Source organism: Fundidesulfovibrio agrisoli (assembly GCF_022808715.1).
Classification (GTDB): Bacteria; Desulfobacterota; Desulfovibrionia; order Desulfovibrionales; family Desulfovibrionaceae; genus Fundidesulfovibrio; species Fundidesulfovibrio agrisoli.
Window position 1 is genome coordinate 31,450 of the sequence record NZ_JAKZKX010000025.1, and the last position, 21,721, is coordinate 53,170.

General features: G+C 50.0%; 11 protein-coding genes and 1 pseudogene. 2 read left to right on the top strand and 10 right to left on the bottom strand.

Annotation, left to right across the window (positions count from 1 at the left end; genetic code table 11):
• Positions 1–28 precede the first annotated feature (28 nt).
• Positions 29–1,594 carry an arylsulfatase gene (locus MLE27_RS15190; RefSeq protein WP_243312984.1) on the bottom strand — a complete coding sequence of 522 codons (1,566 nt, stop codon included), beginning with the start codon at positions 1,592–1,594 and terminating at the stop codon, positions 29–31.
• 545 nt (positions 1,595–2,139) lie between these two features.
• A complete protein-coding gene (locus tag MLE27_RS15195; protein WP_243312985.1) occupies positions 2,140–2,976 on the bottom strand; it encodes an alpha/beta fold hydrolase in 837 nt (278 codons plus the stop codon).
• 325 nt (positions 2,977–3,301) lie between these two features.
• On the opposite strand from MLE27_RS15195, the gene MLE27_RS15200 reads away from it, so the two are divergent.
• Entirely contained in the window at positions 3,302–5,086 is a 1,785-nt protein-coding gene (locus tag MLE27_RS15200; RefSeq protein WP_243312987.1) for a diguanylate cyclase, read from the top strand.
• A gap of 416 nt (positions 5,087–5,502) precedes the next feature.
• Entirely contained in the window at positions 5,503–7,593 is a 2,091-nt protein-coding gene (locus tag MLE27_RS15205; protein WP_243312988.1) for a serine hydrolase domain-containing protein, read from the top strand.
• A 580-nt stretch (positions 7,594–8,173) separates the two neighbouring features.
• Here MLE27_RS15205 and MLE27_RS15210 read toward each other — a convergent pair.
• The 8 genes and pseudogenes from MLE27_RS15210 to MLE27_RS15245 form a co-directional block, all read right to left on the bottom strand.
• Positions 8,174–9,254 (bottom strand): annotated as a pseudogene (locus MLE27_RS15210) (IS3 family transposase).
• Between the two features lie 67 nt (positions 9,255–9,321).
• A complete protein-coding gene (locus MLE27_RS15215) occupies positions 9,322–11,532 on the bottom strand; it encodes a tetratricopeptide repeat protein (protein WP_243312989.1) in 2,211 nt (736 codons plus the stop codon).
• Positions 11,533–12,180: 648 nt separating this feature from the next.
• Positions 12,181–12,966 carry a glycosyltransferase family 2 protein gene (locus MLE27_RS15220; RefSeq protein WP_243312991.1) on the bottom strand — a complete coding sequence of 262 codons (786 nt, stop codon included), beginning with the start codon at positions 12,964–12,966 and terminating at the stop codon, positions 12,181–12,183.
• Between the two features lie 37 nt (positions 12,967–13,003).
• Positions 13,004–15,640, bottom strand: coding sequence for a hypothetical protein (locus tag MLE27_RS15225; protein WP_243312994.1), 2,637 nt, complete (start codon positions 15,638–15,640; stop codon positions 13,004–13,006).
• Positions 15,641–15,846: 206 nt separating this feature from the next.
• Entirely contained in the window at positions 15,847–17,607 is a 1,761-nt protein-coding gene (locus MLE27_RS15230; protein WP_243312996.1) for a glycosyltransferase, read from the bottom strand.
• A gap of 117 nt (positions 17,608–17,724) precedes the next feature.
• Positions 17,725–18,315, bottom strand: a complete 591-nt coding sequence (locus MLE27_RS15235) for a hypothetical protein (RefSeq protein WP_243312998.1) — start codon at positions 18,313–18,315, stop codon at positions 17,725–17,727.
• A 248-nt stretch (positions 18,316–18,563) separates the two neighbouring features.
• Positions 18,564–20,288 carry a glycosyltransferase family 4 protein gene (locus tag MLE27_RS15240; RefSeq protein WP_243313000.1) on the bottom strand — a complete coding sequence of 575 codons (1,725 nt, stop codon included), beginning with the start codon at positions 20,286–20,288 and terminating at the stop codon, positions 18,564–18,566.
• A 507-nt stretch (positions 20,289–20,795) separates the two neighbouring features.
• Positions 20,796–21,721: hypothetical protein (locus MLE27_RS15245; RefSeq protein WP_243313001.1), on the bottom strand; the 926-nt coding region annotated here is incomplete at its 5' end.

Here is a 21,721-nt window from a genome sequence, read left to right on the forward strand (position 1 = left end):
CATGAGCCCGTGCGGTTGTCGGTTCAGGCTACCTCTTGGCGCCGGCGGCCTGTTCCAGCTGGAACAGCGCCTTCTTCACTCCGTCGATGGTGAAGCTCCCGGGGAGCTGCGCCGGAGGGTAGTCCTTGAAGGTCATCATGAACTGGCCGAGCACCTCCTGCAGCGGGTAGAGGAGGAAGATGTGGTCGAGGGTCCAGTCCCAATAGGTGTTGGAGGTGATGGGCGAGCGCTCGTACGGGTCGAGCCGCAGGTTGATCATGAGCGGGAAGCGCAGGTTGCGGAACTCACGCTGCCAGACGTCCAGGGTTCCCGGGGAGTCCTGCACCATGAAATGCAGCTTGTAGTTCCCGTAGCGGAGGGCCAGCAGGTCGAGGTCGTCCGAGAAGTACCAGAGTTCCTTGCGGCGGCTCTTGTCCTCCTGGCCGGTCAGGTAGGGGAGCTGGTTGTAGCCGTCCAGGTAGTTCTTGAAGTTCTTTCCGGCGGCGCTGTAGCCCTTCTTCAGCTCGTCCGCGATGTTGGGGTCGCCTGCCGCCGCGACCAGGGTGGGGAACCAGTCCAGGCCGGAGAAGATCTCGTTGGAGACCTGCCCCGCCTTGATGTGCCCGGGCCAGCGGACCATGGCGGGAACGCGGAACGCGCCTTCCCAGCCGGAGTTCTTCTCGTTGCGGAAAGGCGTCATGGCGGCGTCCGGCCAGGAGTTCATGTGCGGGCCGTTGTCCGTGGTGTAGATGACGATGGTGTTGTCGGCGATGCCCAGCTTGTCGATGGTCTCCAGGATGGCGCCGACGTTCTTGTCGTGGTCTATCATGGTGTCATGATAAAATCCCTGGTTCTCGCCCGCCTGGCCCACGCTCGCGGGCTTGGTGTGGGTGCGGAAATGCATGTGGGTGAAGTTCGTCCACAGGAAGAACGGCTTCTTCGCCTTGACCTGGCGCTCGATGAAATCCTGGGAGCGGGTCTGGATGTCGTCGTCGATGGTCTCCATGCGCTTCTTGGTCAGGGGGCCGGTGTCTTCGATCCTGCCGTCCGCGAAGGAATGGATAACGCCCCTGGGGCCGTACTTCTTCCTGAATTCCGGGTTCTTCGGATAATCGGGCAGCTCCGGCTCCTCCTCGGCGTTGAGGTGGTAGAGGTTGCCGTAGAACTCGTCGAAGCCGTGGTTGGTCGGCAGCATCTCGTCACGGTCGCCCAGGTGGTTCTTGCCGAATTGGGCCGTGGCGTAGCCGAGGTTCTTGAACACCTGGGCCATGGTGATGGTGGAATCCTGCAGGCCCTGCTTGGCGCCCGGCATGCCCACCTTGGAGAGGCCCGTGCGCGCGGTGCTCTGGCCGGTGATGAAGGTCGACCGGCCGGCGGTGCAGCTCTGTTCCGCGTAGTAGTCGGTGAACAGCATGCCCTCGTGGGCCAGCCTGTCGATGTTGGGCGTCCTGAAGCCCAGCAGCCCCTGCGAATAGGCGCTGATGTCGGTGAGGCCGATATCGTCGCCGAAGATGACCACTATGTTGGGTTTGTCGGGGGCGGCGAGAGCGCTTCCAGCCACCAGGGCCAGTGAAATGATTATGGACGACGCAAAGGCGAACTTCCATCTATTCATCAGGGTGCCTCCTTGTCTCGGCGGAATGTTTTCATCGGCGTTTACAGTGTTGCCATCCTTGATTCATGCATTCACCTTGCATCAAGGCATCTTGCGCTCTGCTGATGTAACCGATTCACAGCCCCGGACAAGCGGCAATCGACTTGGATGCTGCGCATCCTCCCAGGCCCATGCTACGGGCGCATGTTTCCATGATTTCAAATGCGCGTCCCTTTCCCCCTGCGGCTTCACCTCGCCACCAACCCGAATGTGACCGCGATGCATTCCGGATCGTTTCGCTCGGGAACAATACTACAGGGTTCAAGACCATTGTTGCATACCCCAATCGAAACGCCAAGCAGGGAAAAGGAGGTTCTTCACATGCAGACACAGGGTGGGGCAAATCCACCGGGAGCCCCTCGCCTTATCGGCAAGCAGCGCCTCTCACCCTGGAGGGCTTTCCGACGCCCCGCCTGTCGGGCTGCACTTGGCACTCACTGAGACAAAGAGCGGTGCGGAGAGCAGGCGAGATGCCGACAAGGCAAGAACGGCTCAAAGGGAACCCATTACTGGGCGCGAGGCGGAACGGTTTCGTTCATCTCCAGGAAGGTCAAGACGATTCGGGAAAACTCCGAAGGAACCTCAAATTGCAGATGGTGCGTTCCATTCTTGAATTGCACGAGCCATGCGCCGGGAATCAGGCGGGCCAGCGTTTGTGAGCTCTCCGTACCCACGATGTTGTCCGCGGTGCCGACCAGCAGCATGACCTGGTTTTTGATGAGCGGCATCTTGTCCAATGGGGATTCCCAGTCCATCGCCGCCATCAGCTGCTTCTTGACCGTGGGATTGTCAGGCAGATCAATGCCCTTGAACGCCGCGGCAACGGCTTTTCCATTGATCGACGTGGCGTGGATGACGGCCTTGCCGACCCGCTCAGGATGGTAGAGGAGAAGGTTTTGCGTGGTGACGCTGGATTGGGAATACCCCAATACGTTCGTCTTCGCGACTCCAAGAGCGTCAAGCAGGCTGACGACGTCCTGGGCGAATAGCTCATAGCTGAACTTTGCGCCGTTGTCCGTGGTGTACCCCATGCCGCGATTGTCCATGACGATCAGCTGGTACTTTTTAGATGCCTCGTCGATGAACTCCGGGGTCCAGCGATCCATCGTGCAGCCGAGGCCGGTGAGCAGCAGGAGCGGATCACCGGAACCGATCAATTTGTACCCGATCCTGATCCCGTTCCCTTCAACCTGGTAAATGGCGCGGCCTTGAGCATCTGCGGCAATGTTCTCGCCAACGGGCGCTATGTCCTTGGCCGAAGCCACGGAAAGCGTGGCGACCAACGCGAGGGCCAACGCACACATGACGCGCATACCAAAGAATAGGGCGCTAATATTTCTCATGATATTCCTCGGATCGGGATTGAGCAGGCATGATCTTCATGAACGAATGCCATATCCACGAAAACGGTTTCCCGCAATTCTCGGCAAGGGGCGCAGGACAAGGCCATCCCCTGGGTGCCGGGCGGGATGCGGTGGACCGGGAGGACCCTGACGCCGGAAACTCCCTGCCCCCTATGACCTTCTCCGGCTGTGCCAGCCCCCCCAGCCGAACACCATCCAAGCGGAATGTGGCGCGCGGACCGCTTCAAACGCCTTATCGCGTTTCGGGCAAACAGACCGGTAACTTTCCCTATGCAAAGCGCCATCTGTTCATTATATTTGGGGAATGAGCACAGCAACGTCATGCATACGTACTTGCCGGATTATTCGGCGGCATGTTGAGGTTGCGCTGGCCATATCTCTGCTTGCCTTGTCTGCGCTGGCGGCATCAACCTCGCTGGCTGCGGATGTCCCCACGACGAAAATACTCTATATAAATTCCTACCACCGGGGATACTCCTGGAGTGACGGACTCGAGGACGGACTGCGCGAGGCCCTGGAGGCTTCCGGCAGAAAGTTCGAAATCTCCGTTGAATATCTGGACAGCCGCCGTTTTGCATACAATTCGCTGGTTGAGCCCCTGGCAAAATCCATGGAGGTAAAATACGCCTCCTACCGCCCGGATCTTGTCGTAGTTTCGGACAACGCCGCATTCGACTTCGCCCTCCAGTTTCGTGACCGCCTGTTCCCGGGCAAGCCCATTGTTTTTTGCGGATACAACGATTTTCGACCTGAGGTTCTCGACGGGATTCAGGATGTCACCGGCGTGAACGAGGAGATCGACGTGACAGGCGCGGTGGAAATGGCCATCAAGGTCCACCCCAAAACCCGCGCTCTGGCCTTTATCGTTTCCACGGGCGAAGCCAGCAGCAGTCGCATCGGCGAGATGGCCGAGCGCGATGTCTTCCCCAAATTGCGGGACCGGTTCGAGGTCGTGGTCATGAAGGACTTGTCCATCACGGAGTTGAGCGAACGTTTGGCGAAGTTGCCACCAGAGACACTCCTTTTTCTGTGCGGACAGGTCCGGGATGTGGGCGCGGGCCGGGCTTTGTCTCCAAGCGAGAACGGTCGCCTGATCACCTCCGTCAGCCCGTTCCCGACCTACACGTTCTGGGATTTCCATCTGAACCAGGGCGTGATCGGCGGCCATATCATCACGGGGCCGGATCAGGGCCGGGCCGCGGCTGATCTCGCCCTGCGCGTTCTTTCGGGAACTCCGGCCGGGCAGATTCCAGTCATAATGACTACTCCGCACGCAAATGTTTTCGATTACGAGGTCTTGGAAAAATTCGGCGTTTCAGAATCCAGACTGCCTCCCAACGCTCGAGTCATCAACAGGCCGCATTCCTTATGGACGCAATACCGCATACAGATCATTGGCGTAGTCGTGCTGATGACTCTGGAAACCATCCTCATCGCCGTCTTGCTGCGCATGATGCGCGAGCGTCGTTTAGCCCTGCAGGAGTTGAGCAAGGAACGTGAACTGCTGGAGCACAGAGTCGAGGAACGCACCTCCGAGCTGAAGATCGCCAACGATCAACTCGCCGAGCTCAGCTTGAAAGACGCGCTGACAGGGCTGGCCAACCGCCGGCGGCTCGATGAGGCCCTCGAAGTCGAGTTCCGGCGGCTGCACCGTTCAGGCAAGCCACTTTCATTGATCATGCTCGACGTGGATCACTTCAAGAATTTCAATGACGCACACGGGCATGTGGCTGGAGACGAGTGCCTGCGCCGCATCGGCACGCTGATCGGGGGCATGGTCTGCCGTTCCCCTGATCTGGCGGCGCGCTACGGAGGAGAGGAGTTTGCGATCATCCTGCCGGAGACCGGCTCCCAAGGCGCGGCAGGGATGGCCGAACGAATCCGCAAGGCTGTGGAGGACTTAAGAATTGAGCACGCGGACTCGCCAGTGGCTGGTTGGGTTACCGTCAGCCTGGGCGTGACCACTGTTTTCCCCTCCCGCATGGACTCGGCCCTGGAGGTTGTGACCAGGGCGGACGGCGAGCTTTACAACGCCAAGTCCGCTGGCCGGAACAGGGTATCAACCCTTTATTGCGAGACAACAAACTGACTGCCGGCCTCGAAACCGTCCCGAACCAGCCGATAGATCAAGCACCCCCCTGATTTCTCCTCAGGAGGCGCTTTCCAAATCGATCATGCTCCGCTCCGTCTTCTCCGGAATCAAATCCCTAAACCCATCGAAAAGACGCAATAAAAGCCAACCTCTCGAAAACTTGCGAGGGGCCTTCTCCGGGCATGCTCAAAATGGGATGATTGCGCTTCGCCGGATCAGCTTGGCTTGGGGGGCCAACAACTTCCTGTTCCGGAACCAAGAAAGCCAAGTTTTTTTGGCTGGCCCCACTTTTCCAGCCCTTTTAATGCGGGTATGATCCGTCACAAACAACACCTCGGAACTCATTCTGGGTGAAAGCCATTCCAGGAGACGCACCCCAGCACCCGCCCCCGGTATCCGCAGAGGAGGCCGCCATGACGAGCAACTCCGTCCTCGACTCTCACCTGTGCTCCCAGCCCGGTCGCGGCATGCATCCCGGCGATCCGCAGGCCGCCTACGCTGACACGATCTCCTCTTCCCGCGCCGAGATTCTGAAGGAACTGGACGGGAACGAGAGCAGGACGACGGCGGTTTCCGTCGCCCTTGTCGACGGCGAGCGCACCCTCTGGGCCGAGGCCTTCGGCTCCATCGACCGGATACGAGGCGTGACGCCCACCACGCAAACCCTCTTCTGCAGCGCCTCCTGCAGCAAGGTGATTGCCGCCGTCGCGACGATGATCCTGGTTGACCGGGGGATGGTCGAACTCGATGCCCCGCTGGCCCGCTACATGGCCGACTTCCGCATGGCCGACGGCGAACCCTGGCGCGACATCACCGTGCGCATGCTGCTCAACCACTCCTCCGGGCTGCCCGGCGTCCATTTCCCAAACGTCCTCACCGTCATGCCGTGCCCAGGCTATGCCGCCCAGGTCAGGGAGATGCTGTCCGCCGAGCGCCTCAAGCACGCTCCGGGGGAGATGGCGGTGTACGGCAGCGACGGCTTCCTGCTGGTCGAGCCGCTGGTCGCCGCCCTCACCGGCCAGACCTATGCCGGGTTTGTCGGGCAGGAGATCCTGGAGCCCCTCGGCATGAGCCGCAGCCGCTTCGCCCTGGCCCCCTTCCCACCCGGCGGCTTCGCGCCCACCCTGGATGAAGCAGGGCGGCCTGAACCCCAGGAATACGCCAACATCTTTTCCAGCGGGCTCTTTTCGACACCGGGCGAGCTTGGAAAATTGGCGATGATGTTCATCAACGGCGGCCGACTGGGGGACCGGAGAATCCTCTCCGAGGCAGCCGTGGCCGAGATGGGCCGGGACCAGACCCTGAACCTGCCGTTCAACCCTGTCACGGATCACCATGCCCATTTTGGCCTGGGCTGGGACGGTGTGCGCCAGGGCGGGCTCGCGGCGGCAGGGGTGAAGGCATGGCACAAGGCGGGTGACGCGGATCATTATCACAGCTATTTCATCGTCGCCCCCGACGAGCGCCTCGCGGCCGTGGTCATGGTCGCCAACCGCATGGGAATAGGGAGCATTGCCATCCCCCTGGCCGAACGGATCCTGCTCCACGCCTTGGCCGAGCGGGGGAGCATCACCCATGTCCCGGCGCCGCCCGAACCGGCCGCCCTCCCAGCCGTCCAGGCCAGTGACGGCGACCTGGCCGCCATCGCCGGAATCTACGCCAGCAGCTACGGCGTGCAGCGGCTGGACGCCTGTACGGACCACACGCTTACCCTCTCCAATTTCACCAGCGGCGGCTGGCAACCCGCCCTTGAAGGGCTCAGGCTCCGCCAGGATGGACGTTTCTCGGCCGACAGCAGCCCCGGCACGTCCTACCGCGTGTTTGCCGCAGCGGGCCGCCGTTATCTTGCTGTGCGCTTCCCCTTCGGGATGAGGCACTACACGATGGAGCTCCCCGCCGGTCATGAACTCCCCCCCGCTCCACCCTTGTCGGCCCGATGGCAGGCGCGCATCGGCAGACGCTGGCTGGCCGCCAGTGAACCGTACAGCGTCTTTCTGGCCCTGGGGCGGCAGCCCCCGCTGATCACCCTGGCAACGGTCCCGGGCTTGGAAGGCTACGTCGCGGTATCGCTCCGCTTGGCGGGGCTCGACTTGATGCAGATTGTGCATCCGGGCGGGAGTGACCATATAGCCCGCATGTGCCTCAGGATACCCATAGACAACGGCTGGGGGCTCAGCGACCTGGTGGTCGAAGAGCGGGAGGGAGAGGAATGCCTCCTCTGGTTCGGCACCCGGTACCGCCCGCTGGAGACCGTCCCTGCGCTGGAACCAGGGCGGGGCGCGGTAACCATCGGCCCCGAAGGGCAGGGCGAGTGGTTCCGGTGGCCGGCGGTTGCCCCGCTCAGCCTGACCGGAGCGCGATCCTGGTACCTGTATGACGGCGGATTCGGCCTCAGGGGCTGGGGCATGGGGGAAAAGGCAGTCGTCGGCGCAACCGACGAGGGCGCGTACCTGCTGCTTTATGGCGCGCCGGGTTCGGACATCGCGCTGACGGCGCAAGCGTGAGCGTTCAGGGAGCACTGGGTGACGATTTCCGGCATCTCTCGTCGTCGACTCGCCGGGATCGCGGATTTCGACTGGCACGGATAATGGGAGATTTACGCCGGGATGCCCAAACAAGGGCGATTGTGCTTCCCTGGGCCGGCTCAGCTTGGGGGGGGAAACGGCTCGGGTCGGCGGGGGCGGCATCGTCAAAAGCAGAAGGGGTTAGATCTTGCGATCTAACCCCTTGAAAAGTGTGGTGGAGCTGGACGGAATCGAACCGACGACCTCTTGAATGCCATGAATGGGTGCCGATGCTATAACACCTTTAAATAGAACAATTTTTAAAAAGTGATGTCACCCGCCAAGTGGCAAAAAACGGCAGAAAGTAACGAAATAAGGTGACATCGCCAGTTTTAGGCACCAGTTCAACGTTCCCCCCCACTGTTCGCTGGGCGGTTTGAGACCGAAGGAATACAGGTGGGGCCCGAAAAGTGAGAATCTAAAAGAGCCGAGTCCGAACTTATCCTTGGCATACCCGATAGGGTAAGGTCACTCAAGCGAGGAGGACGGTCTACTGACCTGCCGGGTTTCTCCGGACCACTCAATTCTTGAGGGCGGCCCTCCGGTTCAGGTTATTGCAGTTCATTGCCGCAAAGGCGCTTGGGGTCATTTTCCCCAGGCTCGAGTGAGGACGGACCTCGTTGTAGAGCCTGCGCCAGTCCTCAATGACGACCTTGGCCTCCACCCTGGAACGAAACCACTCCATGGAGAGGCACTCGTCCCGGAACTTCCCATTGAAGCTTTCGACCACCCCATTTTGCCAGGGCTTGCTGGGATCGATCAGGGCGATGCCCAGCGATTCATTCGTGGCCCAGCGCAGCAGCGCCTTGAACACGAACTCCGGTCCGTTGTCCGAGCGCAGGTAGCGCGGCGCTCCCCGCTCGCTGCAAGGCGCGACAGCACCTCAATCACCCGCCCAGAGCGAATGCTTCCGGCCACGTCGATGGCCAGACACTCCAGAGTAAATTCGTCAATGATCGTAAGGCATTTCAGCTGCTGCCCGTTGGCACAGGCATCAAACACGAAATCGTAAGCCCATACCTCGTTGGCTCCGCTTGGCAGCTGGGGCCGGGGACGTGACCCTGCAACTCGTTTCCTGGGGCGTTTCTTTGGCACTTGAAGGCCCGCCTTACTCCAGAGCCTGAACGTCTTGTCAGGCCCAATGACATGGCACAGATGCTCCATGAACACCTGTATCCGGCGGTTTCCGTACCGAGGATACAGGTTCGCCAAGCCGGTCATGGCTTCGATGAGTGGGCCGTCACGGGCTTCCATGCGCGACTCGTAGTGCAAAGCCGAACGGGAGGTGGACAACTGCGCACACGCCCTGCGTTGTGACAGTCTGCGGTTCAACGCGAACGCAATTTGCTGGCGGCGGACGAGTGCGCCTACCATTTTTTTTGCCGCGATCTCCTTCTTCACCTCGATTTCGAGGTCACGCTCGACCAGCAGCTTTTTCAGCCTGGCGTTTTCTTGCTCCAGCAGCGGAGTTACTTCACGTCATCGGCGTTCATGCTGCTGACGCGCTGCCGCGACGTGTAAATGGTCTGTTCGCTGATGCCGTGCCGCTTGGACACCTGCGCCACCGGGTCACGGTCGGCTTCTCGCAAGATGTTCACCATTTGTTCTTCTGAAAAGCGTGTCCTCCGTAGACTCCCTCTTCGTCGTCGGGAGCCACCGTCTCAAGTTTCAGCTGGTCCGAAAAGTGCCGAGCAGGACATTTGCACAGGATTTGAGCATTCGTTTAAATCGACTATGGAAGGATTGTTCATCCTTAAGTTTTGTTAATTGGCAAATGACTTGAGGGTTATCCGGGGAAAAATTGAGAGCAATTAATGCTTCTTCGGTTGCCTCATGCATCTTACCTCGATGCATCAGTAAGTTGATGTAGCTTAAACGAAAATCATAATCATCTGGAAGTACAGAAATTGCCTTTTTATAATATTCTTCAGCCAGTTCAAATTCCGAAACTTTAAAATACAGATTCCCAAGATGGTGTAGTAGGTAAGGATGTTCGGGGACAATTTTAAGAGCAGCTAAGACCTCAGAAATGGCTCTTAGGGGTTTGCCTTGTTCACTTAACAGGTGACTGTAGCTTGCATGGAAATTAAAGTCGTTGGGGTATATGGAGATTGCTTTTATATAGCTGGCCTCAGCAGAAACAAAATCTTTTACGTTCCTGTAGAAGTTCCCGAGGTGATGATGAACATGAGGGTTTCCAGGGCCTAAGTCCAAAGCCAATAAAGCAATGGAGATTGCCTCGTGTGTTTTACCTTGTTCAAATAGTAGCAGATAGCTACTTATATAGTAATCTTGATTATCAGAGTCGATTTGCAGCGCCCTGTTATAGCAGTTTTCAGCCTCGCAGAAATTTTTAACTTTTTGGAATAGAGTTCCAGTGTAGTGTTGGTTGCGAGCATTTCCTGAATTTAGTTTTAGAGCAAGCAGGGCTTCATCGATCGCATCATAAATCTTGCCCTGAATATTTAGTAGTTGGCTGTAATTGATATAAAAGTCTACGCAGCCAGGGCTAAGTTCAATCGCTTTTTTGTAATAGACCTCTGATAATGTATAATCTTTAACACGTCTATGAATGTTAGCCATGTGATTTATGATATGAGGATTTGCTGGGTCAATATCAAGCGCCAACATGACCTCGGCAATTGCCTCATCAACTCTTCCAAGTTCATTCAACAAATGACTGTAGTTAACATGAAAACTAGCAACTCCTGCATTCAGAAATATTGCCTTTTTATAGCAGTCTTCTGCTAAAACATATGATTTTAATTTTCGATAAATTCCAGCCAAATGATGAAGTGTATGTGGATTATTTGGATCTAAATCAAGAGCCAATAGTACTTCAGCAATTGCTGCTTCAATTTTATCTAACTCAACTAAAAGTTGACTGTAATTGACATGGAACATTGGAATGTTTCTGTCAATTTCGATTGCTTTTTCTAAAAATTGTGAAGCCAAAAGAACATTGGTAGAGCGAACGATGCCCGCCGCATCTGCATAAAAATCAGCAGACATAGATAAATTTGACTCTAATACGGAGTGTGCGAATCGAATAGCAAGATCGCGGTCGAATTGACTAACAACCCTAAGGAAAGACGAGTCAAGGTGTTCGCGATTGGAATCAATTGTTTTGAATTCGTTCAATAAGAAATAATCATTGAAACTAACAGTAGTTTTATCAGAAAATAGACCCACTAATGTAGTGAATTTTGTATCGTTAACAACTTTGAATTCTTTAAAAATATCATCAGACCAGTTTTTATTATTGGAATTTGTCAGTGCATCAGATGATGGCGCAAGAATGGTTTCGCGATGAAAGATATGTTCGGAATCACTCAACAAAGGGAAGCTACCACTGTCTGTAATCAATAATAGATCGAAATTTAATTCAGGCAATACGTGGCAAAGGGTCGAATACAACTCTAGTAAATCAGAATACAGTTCATTAGCACTATAAATTTTGTCAGCGATTTTTTCTTTCGGGAATTTCAAAATAAACAAAACTTTTTTGCCAGAATTTTTGAGATTTAAAAATTTCATCCAAAGATAGGCCTGGCGGGATATCAATTCGTCATCAGCACATTGAATCCGTTTGGCGCGAGTGTCTTCATTTAGATTTCCAAGGGTGGCGAATTGAACTCTACCATGGAATGCAACGCCAAAATCTGGATACATAAAAAAGTCTCTACCGTTGGGTTCAGACTGCTCGGTCAAAAGATTCATGCCCGTCGAGAGGCATTTGACCAAAGATTTTAACGTAAAAACAGAGGCCCATCCAAAAAAACTAGAAGAATAAGAATGACAGAATTTTCTAATTTTTGATGAAACTTCACAATTCAATCCCAAACTGATAAACGCATCATAATACTTTATGTCCTCCATTAATTTCCTCCACTGAAACTTTAGAATGTTAACCCCTTAACACATTGACTTTACAGCTAAGGCTAAACATAATTTATGACTGTTTCGTAATTATCTGTGTCGATTATTGAACGTGGACAGAGACAAACAAAAGTTGTATTATTGGCGCAACTTATTTGATAAATAATTTTGTCTGGAATAACCTGAATAGGCTTTAGGCCAATAATTCGAAACAAAATTATAAAATGAAGGCATAGTACTGCCCCTAGTTTGTTAAGCAGCCGCCAAATGAGTCCTCGGTAAAGAAGTTCAGCAACGAAAAGCCACTGGCGACATGTTGCCGAGGGCGAGTGCAGAGAGTTTGCATAGATGTCGTCGAACCAGGGATTCTGAGGCTTAATAAAGCCTCCCGGACTTGCAGACCAATTGTTCCAGACAAGCTTCTCCTTGAGTTTGCGCATAAAGCAGTCCGCGTCAGCTTTGCATTTGATAATTAAATAGCAGTTGAAAGATTGGGGGAAGCCAATTCACAGCAATCCCCCTTGATGCCTACCGCTATTGCGAAGCTGCCGCTGTCATCCTTAAGATTGAGGCCGGGTCCCTGCACGGTTGCAGGAACAGCAGGTTCACTGCTATGTCCAGGACCACTAGTCAGTGTCTATAATGTGGCTAACTAGCGACTACATCAAAGGCTGGATGGTACATAAAGTGGGAGTTATTAGACAAAAACAAAGGATGTTTGCGTTGGTGAAACATGCGAGTAATCTCCTTTGGAAATCCTTCAGACAACATAGAAAGCTTTTCACGATAGTAATAGCCAAAAAGGATAGGGACAAATACAATTGTTTGATTTTCAGCAAACAAATGTGAAACTAGCTCCCAATCTTCGACACCTTTTACACGACCCGAAACAGAATACCCCCCCGCCGATAAAATGATTTCGGAATTAACCAAAGACATTGCATCGATATAATTTTTACAAAATAAGGACTCACAAATAATGTCATGGTTTGAAAGGGAGACAGGCTGACCATTTTCAATCGTGATGATATTTCCATATACCATTGCAGCGTTGAATTTCAACGCTGTCGAATAGAAAGAATACATATTGAGAGGTGCAATAGAATTGTCAGCATCAAGCATGCAGCAGAATTTATAACGAGAACTATTTAAGGCGAGATTTCTTGAAGCTGGCAAGCCAAGATTATTTTCGTTGAAACAACACGATATGTTTATATCAGAGTATAGCGCTATTAATGAGCATATAAATCTCTGTGAACCGTCACGCGATGCATCGTCTACAATGATAATCTCAGATGGCACACCTAGCCTAGAAAGCTCACGACATGCTCGCACAGAACTGCCGACGCTTCTGGACAAATAAAATCTATGGTTCCAATTAGGTATAACAAATGTTATACCGTTCGTTTTATTTCGAAAATTACGGCAATTCATTCGCCCTCCCTGTAATTATAAGAAGTTAAGCATTTAGCTAAGATTTCAGAGTGAAATTACAAATTTGAAGAGAAGAAATGTCGCAGCCAAAGGAATATGTTGAGATAATAATATGCCCTGAATTTTGCAGTCTCGACTTGAAAACATTCTGAAATGTGATGAAATTTGAACTAGCGACAACCCAACCAGAATCGTAATCTGCATCACAAAAAGTCTCAGAGACAAATGGTCCGGCAAGAATTTTTATATATAAACTATCCGCTGGAGAAGTGACATAGAATGTAATTTCGAAGCCAACTGTGTTGACAGGAAATGCAGATATAATGTGAGTAAACGAGATTTTGTTTGGCTCAAAACGCAATGGCAAGTCAGCAGTCCTAGTAAGGCATCCGTAGTTGTTATGAAATGCATTATACGGAAATGAAATCGATTTTGGAAGGCCAGACGGTGAGGTGAAAAGCGGAAGGGCTGGCCTGAAATAGTTCACAAAAGAAACAACTGGATTAACGTACTCGAGGATGATGTTGTTAAAACGTGCCTGGGCGTAACGGCAATTTGAGTTTGATTTTGTAGCAAATACAAGAAAAAAATCAGAGTTGTATGGAGTGTTGAAGTTTAATTTTAATTTTTTTGAGGTATTGTGCTTAGTGATCTCTGCCCACGCAGAAGCCGATATCAAATGCTCAGAGCTTATGATATCATCAAAATTCATATTGGAAGGGTCAACAGAAATTGAAAGCAGACAAAACTCTACTCCTGGGGATAATTCATGACTAATAAAACAGTCGGCTTCGATCGCGACGACAGACATTTTGGTTTTTATAATAAATGAAGCATGTGTTACCGATGAAGGGATTGGATGAACAAGAATCTCATTCAAATCACCATCGATTTGTATCATTTTCTTGTCACAGAGTACTTTATGCCGAGAATAGATACTTTTGGAATAGTCAGTGAGACTGAGAATGAACTTGTGACATCCGATGTTTTCTTTGAATATACTATTCAATACTGAATCAGTATTATGGCTTTGGCTTTCCCCGGCTAAGGCAACGGCAGAAAGGAATAACTTGTTTTGATATCTCAGATGACTTGCTCCGAAATCGACAGCAATGAAAAGGAACTTTCCTCGGTCACTTGTCCTAATTTCGAGTGTTTGCGAACTAGAGTAGTCAAAAATTGTCCAATCAATGGAACTATCAGGAAAATCTGAACCAGGATAATTTGTAGCAAGGCCGTCATGAAAAAAGCACCCAACTTTCACATCTGATGATGGCTTTGATAATTGAAACGACAACACAATTGAAGCAAAGCTAGAATATTCTGTAACATCTATTTTAAAATATTGTTTTCGAAATTCATTTGACACAAATACATAGGATTCTCCAGACTCACCCGTAGAAGAAGTGATCTTTTTGGAATTCACACCCAAAATGTTTATATTTAATTCCTTACGAACTAGAACAGCTGCAGGTGAAGAATGGCTGTCGCAAGTAGCTATATCAATGCCGACAACATCGAGCCATTGATTTGCATTTGTTTTGTGCGTAGTCTTGCTATAAATCACTAAATTACATTTTTTGACGATCAATTGACTAGTACAAATACTTACAGTAGTATTTTCGAAACCAGTAGGGACATTAGTCCAGCCAGAAGAGGCCGAATTTAGTGCCCGTGAGGTTTTATCAAAATCAAAATCTGGGGGAAGAATTTCACATAAGATCTCAGCACAACTTGAATTTTTGTGCGAGATTCTAGCAGTAATATCAATCCCAGAAATGTGCGCATTAAACTCTAGAGGAACAATAGCTGATGTCACACCAGACCGAGGAGGATGCACTCTAATTTGTTGATTCATTTTGTTAATGGAAAAATATTTAGGCTGACTCTCATTGGAAGACAGATGCTTCGAATAATACGCCCTTTCACAAGCTTTCTTAATATATCTTCTGGGAGAATTAAGAATGGCACTAAAACACTGAGAAACATGCTCTTCAAATAACCCGAAATCAGTGAAAAAATCGAGACTTGCAACATAAGACTCGAGAATTCCTGTTGAATTTATCGCTTGATACGCATGTTCGACATCTGAATAAACCCAAGGGAAATCACTGAAATGTTCGTACGTTCCTTTGCTTATCCGAACAGGAACACAATGATTTTTGAGACAAAAAAGAGTTCGCAAGGCTTCATGGTGCGGGAAAGAGTGGTGTGAAGACCAAATATTTAGATTCGAAGAAGATAAGATCTCAAAATATTTTTTAAAGCCAATGGTTTTTGTTGAATCGTTAACATTGCGAAGATTGGGAAGAAAAAAGAAACCATCAGCACCAAACCTTTCGACAGAATCATATATGTCACGAGTCCTTTCGAGTGAATAATGGCCGACATAGCTCCACGTAATTTTTTTTGGGTGAACATCGTTCTTTATAGAGGCGATATCTAACGTAGAAAAGGATTCCTGCAGGAACAAAAAAGGCACAGAGAATGAACTTTTATTGTAATCCTGTGGGGCGACCCCATAGTCAACAGCAGCCAACCATTCGATTCCATACTTAAACTGATTTTTAAACCAGCTTGAAGAAATAGATTCTGCCGAGATCAATATGTTTGACTGGAAACTTTTGGCGACTTCAACTAATCTTGATCGAGCTGTGCTTGACATTGAGCTCATAACACACTCATCAAAATTCACCCACAGGTTAGTCCCGTTTATGAAACGAGAAGGAAATCTGCGAAATATACGAAGGAAATCGCTCGCCTGAATTAATTTCACATCGCCCTGAAAAGCAGAGGCAAGCGAATTTGTGATCTTTTGAGAAATAAAGCTATAGTACCAGTTTATACCAGGAGAGATAATGTTTATTCTTTTCATAGCTATTAGGGATAAAGTTGTAAAAAATCATTAACCCACACGTCAACAATTCGCCGCATCACAGTATCAAGACAGTGTTCACTTTTTACATAATCAAATGCATGCCTCCTCATACTTTCAATAACATCTTGACGCACTTGGCTGGCTGTTCTAATCGCCAGTTCAAAACCATTTATATCACAAGGTTGCACTAGATACCCAGTGTTGTCATTCAGTAGGTCCGGAATTGATGACACGTTGGAAGAGAACAATGTACATCCCCGAGCAGCTCCCTCAAGTAATATTACGGGCAAGCCATCTAAATCGCCATCGTTTGCTTCTTTGCATGGCAACAAAACCCCACCTGCACGGTTAAGAGTTGCATAAACTTCATTGTGCGAAATTTTTCCGCAGTAAAGTGCGAGGTTAGGTACGGAACCAGCTCTTGATGCAACTTCTTCCTCCAAAACACCGTAACCATAAAGTTCAAATTGAAGATTTAAGTCTTGGCATCGTTGCGCGATTTCAATGAAATCGAATACCCCTTTCTTTTCAACAAATCGAGAGACAAGAACTATCGGACTCAATGGCTTAAAAAAATCAGGCGAATCATCAAACCAACTAGTGGGTACACTGCATCCTACCCTAGTAATCTTGCTCTTTGAAACACCGTTATTGATGTAGAAATTTTCATGGTAGGATCCAATCGCAAAAATTCGCTTACAAAATGTTGACTTTGAAATAGCTAACAATTCAACACGATTTCTGTTTCCTTTACTAAAGACATCAATCCCGTGTGGCATTGTTGTAAAAGGTATTAGAGCATTTTCCGCTGCTGGCCAACCAAGTTTTGTAGTTTGAGGGTAACCAAAATGAGCATGTAGCAGATTCCTGCGATGAATCTTTGCCAAGGAACTTAGATGTTCATATGAGTCGATTTTATAATGCGGAACTTCAAAATCTAAATTAGCAGCGGGATTTGCTTCTTCCCGATAATAAACAACCACATCAAACCCACTGCAAACCAGCCAAGAAAGTTCGTTATGAACGAACATCTGTGAAGAAGCCGGAAAATCCCATAATACATAACCAACTCTGAGATTGCGACTTCGAAATTTAGACACAGCAAGTTTTGTAGGAGCCCACGGCCTTATTCTGTCTTCAGAATGTGTAATGCCACCCGCCCCTCTATAGTAAATATATAAATGCTCATTTATGAAAAAGAAAGAAGTGAACTCGGAAGCTCGAAGCATCATTTCATAGTCTACCCAGCGGAATAAATTCTCATCGAAATTTCCGGCGAGTTGAATCAGGCTAGATTCAATAACAAATCCATTTAAGTCTAGAAGAGGCTGATGAAACATCAATGCTTCGGAGTATAGAGGGGGTATCGTTCCCCGAAGACTGTCCTTATCATACAAATACCCATTGCAGTAAAACACTCTAAATTTCGAAAAGTTATTTTGTATGGCATCATGGAATTTTTCCAAGAAGTTGCACTTCCACTCATTGTCTGCATCCAAAAAAGCTATGTACTTGCCTTTCGAATTTTTTATGCCAACGTTTCTCGCAGCCGAGACGCCTGAATGTTCAATTTTTTTAATTATAAATCGATCATCATCAATTTCAGCGAGGACTTCAATGGTGTTATCCGAGGAACCATCATCAATAACAATCAATTCATAGCTATCGAATGTTTGCGAAAGCACAGATCGTATAGCCCTATTGATTGAATCAGCCTGATTAAAGGTAGGCATAATAACGGAAAAAAAAGGGTCACTCTTCATCTGTTTCTCCGAAAATAGTATTTAATCTTAATATGATTGGCACAACTGCTATTTATTTATCCGTAATCACCAGGAGATATCCGTCAATGCACAGCCATTATGCAGGCGCAAAACAATTTACTTAGTTACCCTTCCAACCTCAACATCCACTAGCCTTTGAAAGATTGATTCGTGGAGATCAAGAATGCTTAAGCATGTTGCGTTGAATGTAATATCGCAAATTTTACGAAATTTGCACACAAGATCTTCGTACGTGTCGTTATAAACCAAGATGAAATTTGTATTGCATAGTGCAGGATGAAATTGAGACGAAAATGCAAAAGTATTATGCATTTTCTGCTGACCCAAGGCAAACAATTCATCAATTGAGAACGCGCGCGGAGAATTAAACAAAAAACAAGGCGTCCCTTCAGGCGGCCTCACATTTGTATGAAGGTAAGAATTATAATCCGCAAAAAAAACTTGCGCATGCGCAGCTTTATCCACGTTAACGCGAAAGCCAATTTCGTTCAATTTTTGTTCTATGGATGACATTGCAGCTGACAAGCAAAAGTCAAGGCCGAGAAATTCCCAGCCATTCTCTTTAGCTAAATACAAAGCGATGGATGTGTCAAGTGGACTAAGATTTTGTATGCCAAAATCTGCAATAAAACAGTGCACAATTTTTTTGATGTCTGAAAAAGTCTGCAGACCCCTAGTTGCCATCACTGCTCTCCCCCTTTTATGTTGACAGTAACATATACATATTGACACGACTGTTACAATCACAACACCATCAACCAAGATTATAGTAGCATTATTGCTTCAGGCAGATATAAAGTTGACAATTTTACAATTTCAATTTACCGCCTTGACCATTTCAAACTTTGAAATTTAAATACCATGACTTTCATAATTAGTAAATAATAAAATTTAATTGTCAAGTAAAATGAAGCAGACAACTAGAGCGACCTTTTTTACATCATTTTTTTGGAGGTCGAAGCCGGCAATGTATTTGCGTCAGAGATTTTGCACGGGATGTAAGGCTGTTGCCCATGACGAAACGCTTTCTGGAGTCGATTCACGCGTAGTCGTGTAAACCAGAGGCCGAGGAGGCGCGTGTCGCTAGATAAGCCGTGTGAGCTCGGTGAAGAAGGCCCGGATAGTTCGAATACAATGTCGACAAAATCTGAAATTATGTCCTTTGGGTGGACGATGAGTTCGAAATTGCGAATCAGACCTGCCTTATCCATTTTGAATCTCGCAATCGCTCGCCCGCAAAACAAGACACGGACCCCTATCTTTCTACATCCCCCTGCTAGAAAGGGACGTGCCTCAAACTCAATTACAAGTCCATCCGAAAACTCTTTGGGGAGGGTCATGACCACACGCGCACGGTTGCCAATTGTCCAACGCCCTTCTCCTTCACCAACTCCCCAGCCTTCTTTGAGGAACTCAACGCAGGCTAGGTCGTTACCCATTTGGATGTTGACCCCAAAAGGCGATTCGTTCGGCGGTCGATACGTAGCACGACAAGGGTAACACATAGTAGACGCGGTAATTCTGTCTGTCAGACAAGCTATCAATTGCGAGTAGTCCTGAATCATGCGCTTAGCCGAGAAAAGGCACTGAGCCCTGTTGCGAGCCGATTTACCAAGAAGCAACCTATAGGCTGGATCTGTCGCCAACGTGGTCAATGCCTGAGCAAGCGCTGAAACAATGGAGTCGGGATTTTGCACTGGGTCGGGCAAGAGGATACCGGTACGTCCAATTTGTTCTGGAATACCGCTTACTGCTGTCGCAACAATTGGTAGTGCCTGCCCCATGGCCTCTATGATGCTAAGAGGCATGCCTTCAGACTCTGATGCGAGAATGAAGATGTCCGACACTGATAGCCAGTCACGTACATCGTCGCGTTGACCGAGGACAAGGACACGAGAGGAAATACCCAAATTGGCAAGGTCACGAGTGACCCTTTCCTGCTCATTGCCAATGTCATGACCGATCCAAGCAAAACGAAGCTTACAACCCACGGGATGATCCTTCAGTGCAGTTGCAGTCTTCATAATATATTGATAACCTTTTCTATGTTCAAACCGAGCCACAGTTGTACACAATACAGCGTCCGCTTCAAGCCCAATGACTCGCCGCATGCTTTCGCGTTGCTCGTATGGTTGCATTTGAAAATAATTTTGCGGCCTTCCATTATAGATAACGCTAGACTTATTTTTTGAAACATAACCGTGTTTTTGCAACAAATTTAAATTGTCTGTAGAGACTGCAACTACGTGCAATGCCCCAGCCATAGCTATTATCGCTTCTTTTTTGTACCAAGATTCTTTTTTTAGTACAGATGCTGCTATGTAGTTCACAATAATGACATACGGGATTCCCCAGTCTCTACAGACCTTTTTTGCTGCTAAGCTTGAATCATATGCACTGTCACAGAAAACAACGAGGTTAGGCTTAGCCGTGAGAAATACAGCCTCAGGTTCGTTGCGACTAAACGCCCCCTTGGCGGAATTTTGTAGTAGTCCATTTTCAATGGGAATATGTCGCAGGCCTTCAGGACTACCAGACACCTGTGGATAGCAGGCAATTGTAATGTCATACCCCTCCTCCAAAAGGCCTGTTGACAGTAACTTCGCGTTGCCCCATGTGCCCCCTACTCCTGGATCATCGCAATATATCATTACGTGCATATAAATCGCCTGACTTTCATTCAATCATGCCTAGATTTACATTCTAAACTTGCTGACCTCAAACAGGACTTTATAGTTGACTATATTCGCTTTGTTAGACATGTACTTGTTTCTTACAAATGCCAGAACAATCCGTATCATTTGAGACCCTGGAATCTCGCTAGCCTGTTTTGAAGAACCCCAAAATGCTCTCAAGGCAATTGATTTGACTATGCTGAAGGGGAAACTCATTCTCTACAGGTTGCCTAGAAACTGCATTCTATACCAGGTCAATGCGGCCGTTGTTATATAGCAAACCATCTGAAGGAGGGTGATACTCCGACTACCCCCACTTCATAAAGCATCCACAACAGGAACTCTTGCCATCGCGCAAGTCATCAACGCCATATAATATATAGTGCTAACTATACAAAGACGTTTTGTCCTGTTAATTATTGTAATTTAAGCCTGGCATCCACTAATACAATCAACAACCTATTGTCTATCGGGATTCGGGTAAGCCTCCACCTATTGAACAGCTTTCCTTCTAATCATACAAACTAAAGATTCAAGAGCATCGTCATGACTGATGGACTGTAGACACTCGCCGTTACGCACTTCCGCAACCGACCCACCCTGCACGAAGGTGCCTGAGTAACAGATGTCATAGGCTTGCTCTGCCCAGCCTTTTAACCGTGCCACGAAGCCCAGTAGCGGCATACCCTTGCCACGCGACCCGCAGAACTGGGGTGCCGCCGCCCAGGGGGTCAGACGCCCGTCGTGGGAAATGGCGGCGTATTCCAGAGCGTCGGGCTCCAGGCCTTCGGCGAGCATGGCCACGGCCTCGAGGTGCAGTTTGGAGCCGGGCAGGCCCGCGGGCTGGCCGTCCTCGGCCACCTGGTCGCCGATGTTCTGGATGTGACAGGCCAGATGCAGCTTGACGCCGGTGGCCGCCTGGGGCTGCTGCCCGTACATCGGCATCTGGGGAGCCTGGGGGGCCTGGGGCTGAGCGAAAGGAGCGGCCTGAGGCTGCTGTGCGAACATGGGAGCCTGGGAAGCCGCCTGGGGCTGCTGCCCGAACGTGGGAGGCTGGCACTGGGCGAAGGGGGCCGCCTGGGGCTTCTGCCCGAACATCGGAGTCTGAGGAGCCTGGGGAGCGGCCTGAGCCTGGCCGAAGGGAGCCGCCTGGGGCTGCTGTCCGAAAATCGGAGCCTGGGGAGCCTGGGGAGCGGCCTGGGGCTGGCCGAAGGAAGCGCCCTGCACGGCCGCCTGATGCCTGCGGACTTCCAAGTGCATGCCCGTGGTGGGGTAGTCGCCGGGGCGCAAAGTCAAAAACTGCACGATGGCGCCGCGCTCGCCCACGGTGACGGCCACTTCCTGCCCTGGGGAGGTCAGCCAGGCCACTTCGCCGGATTCGAAAGCCACCGAGCCGGAGCCCATGAGGGGCAAAATAC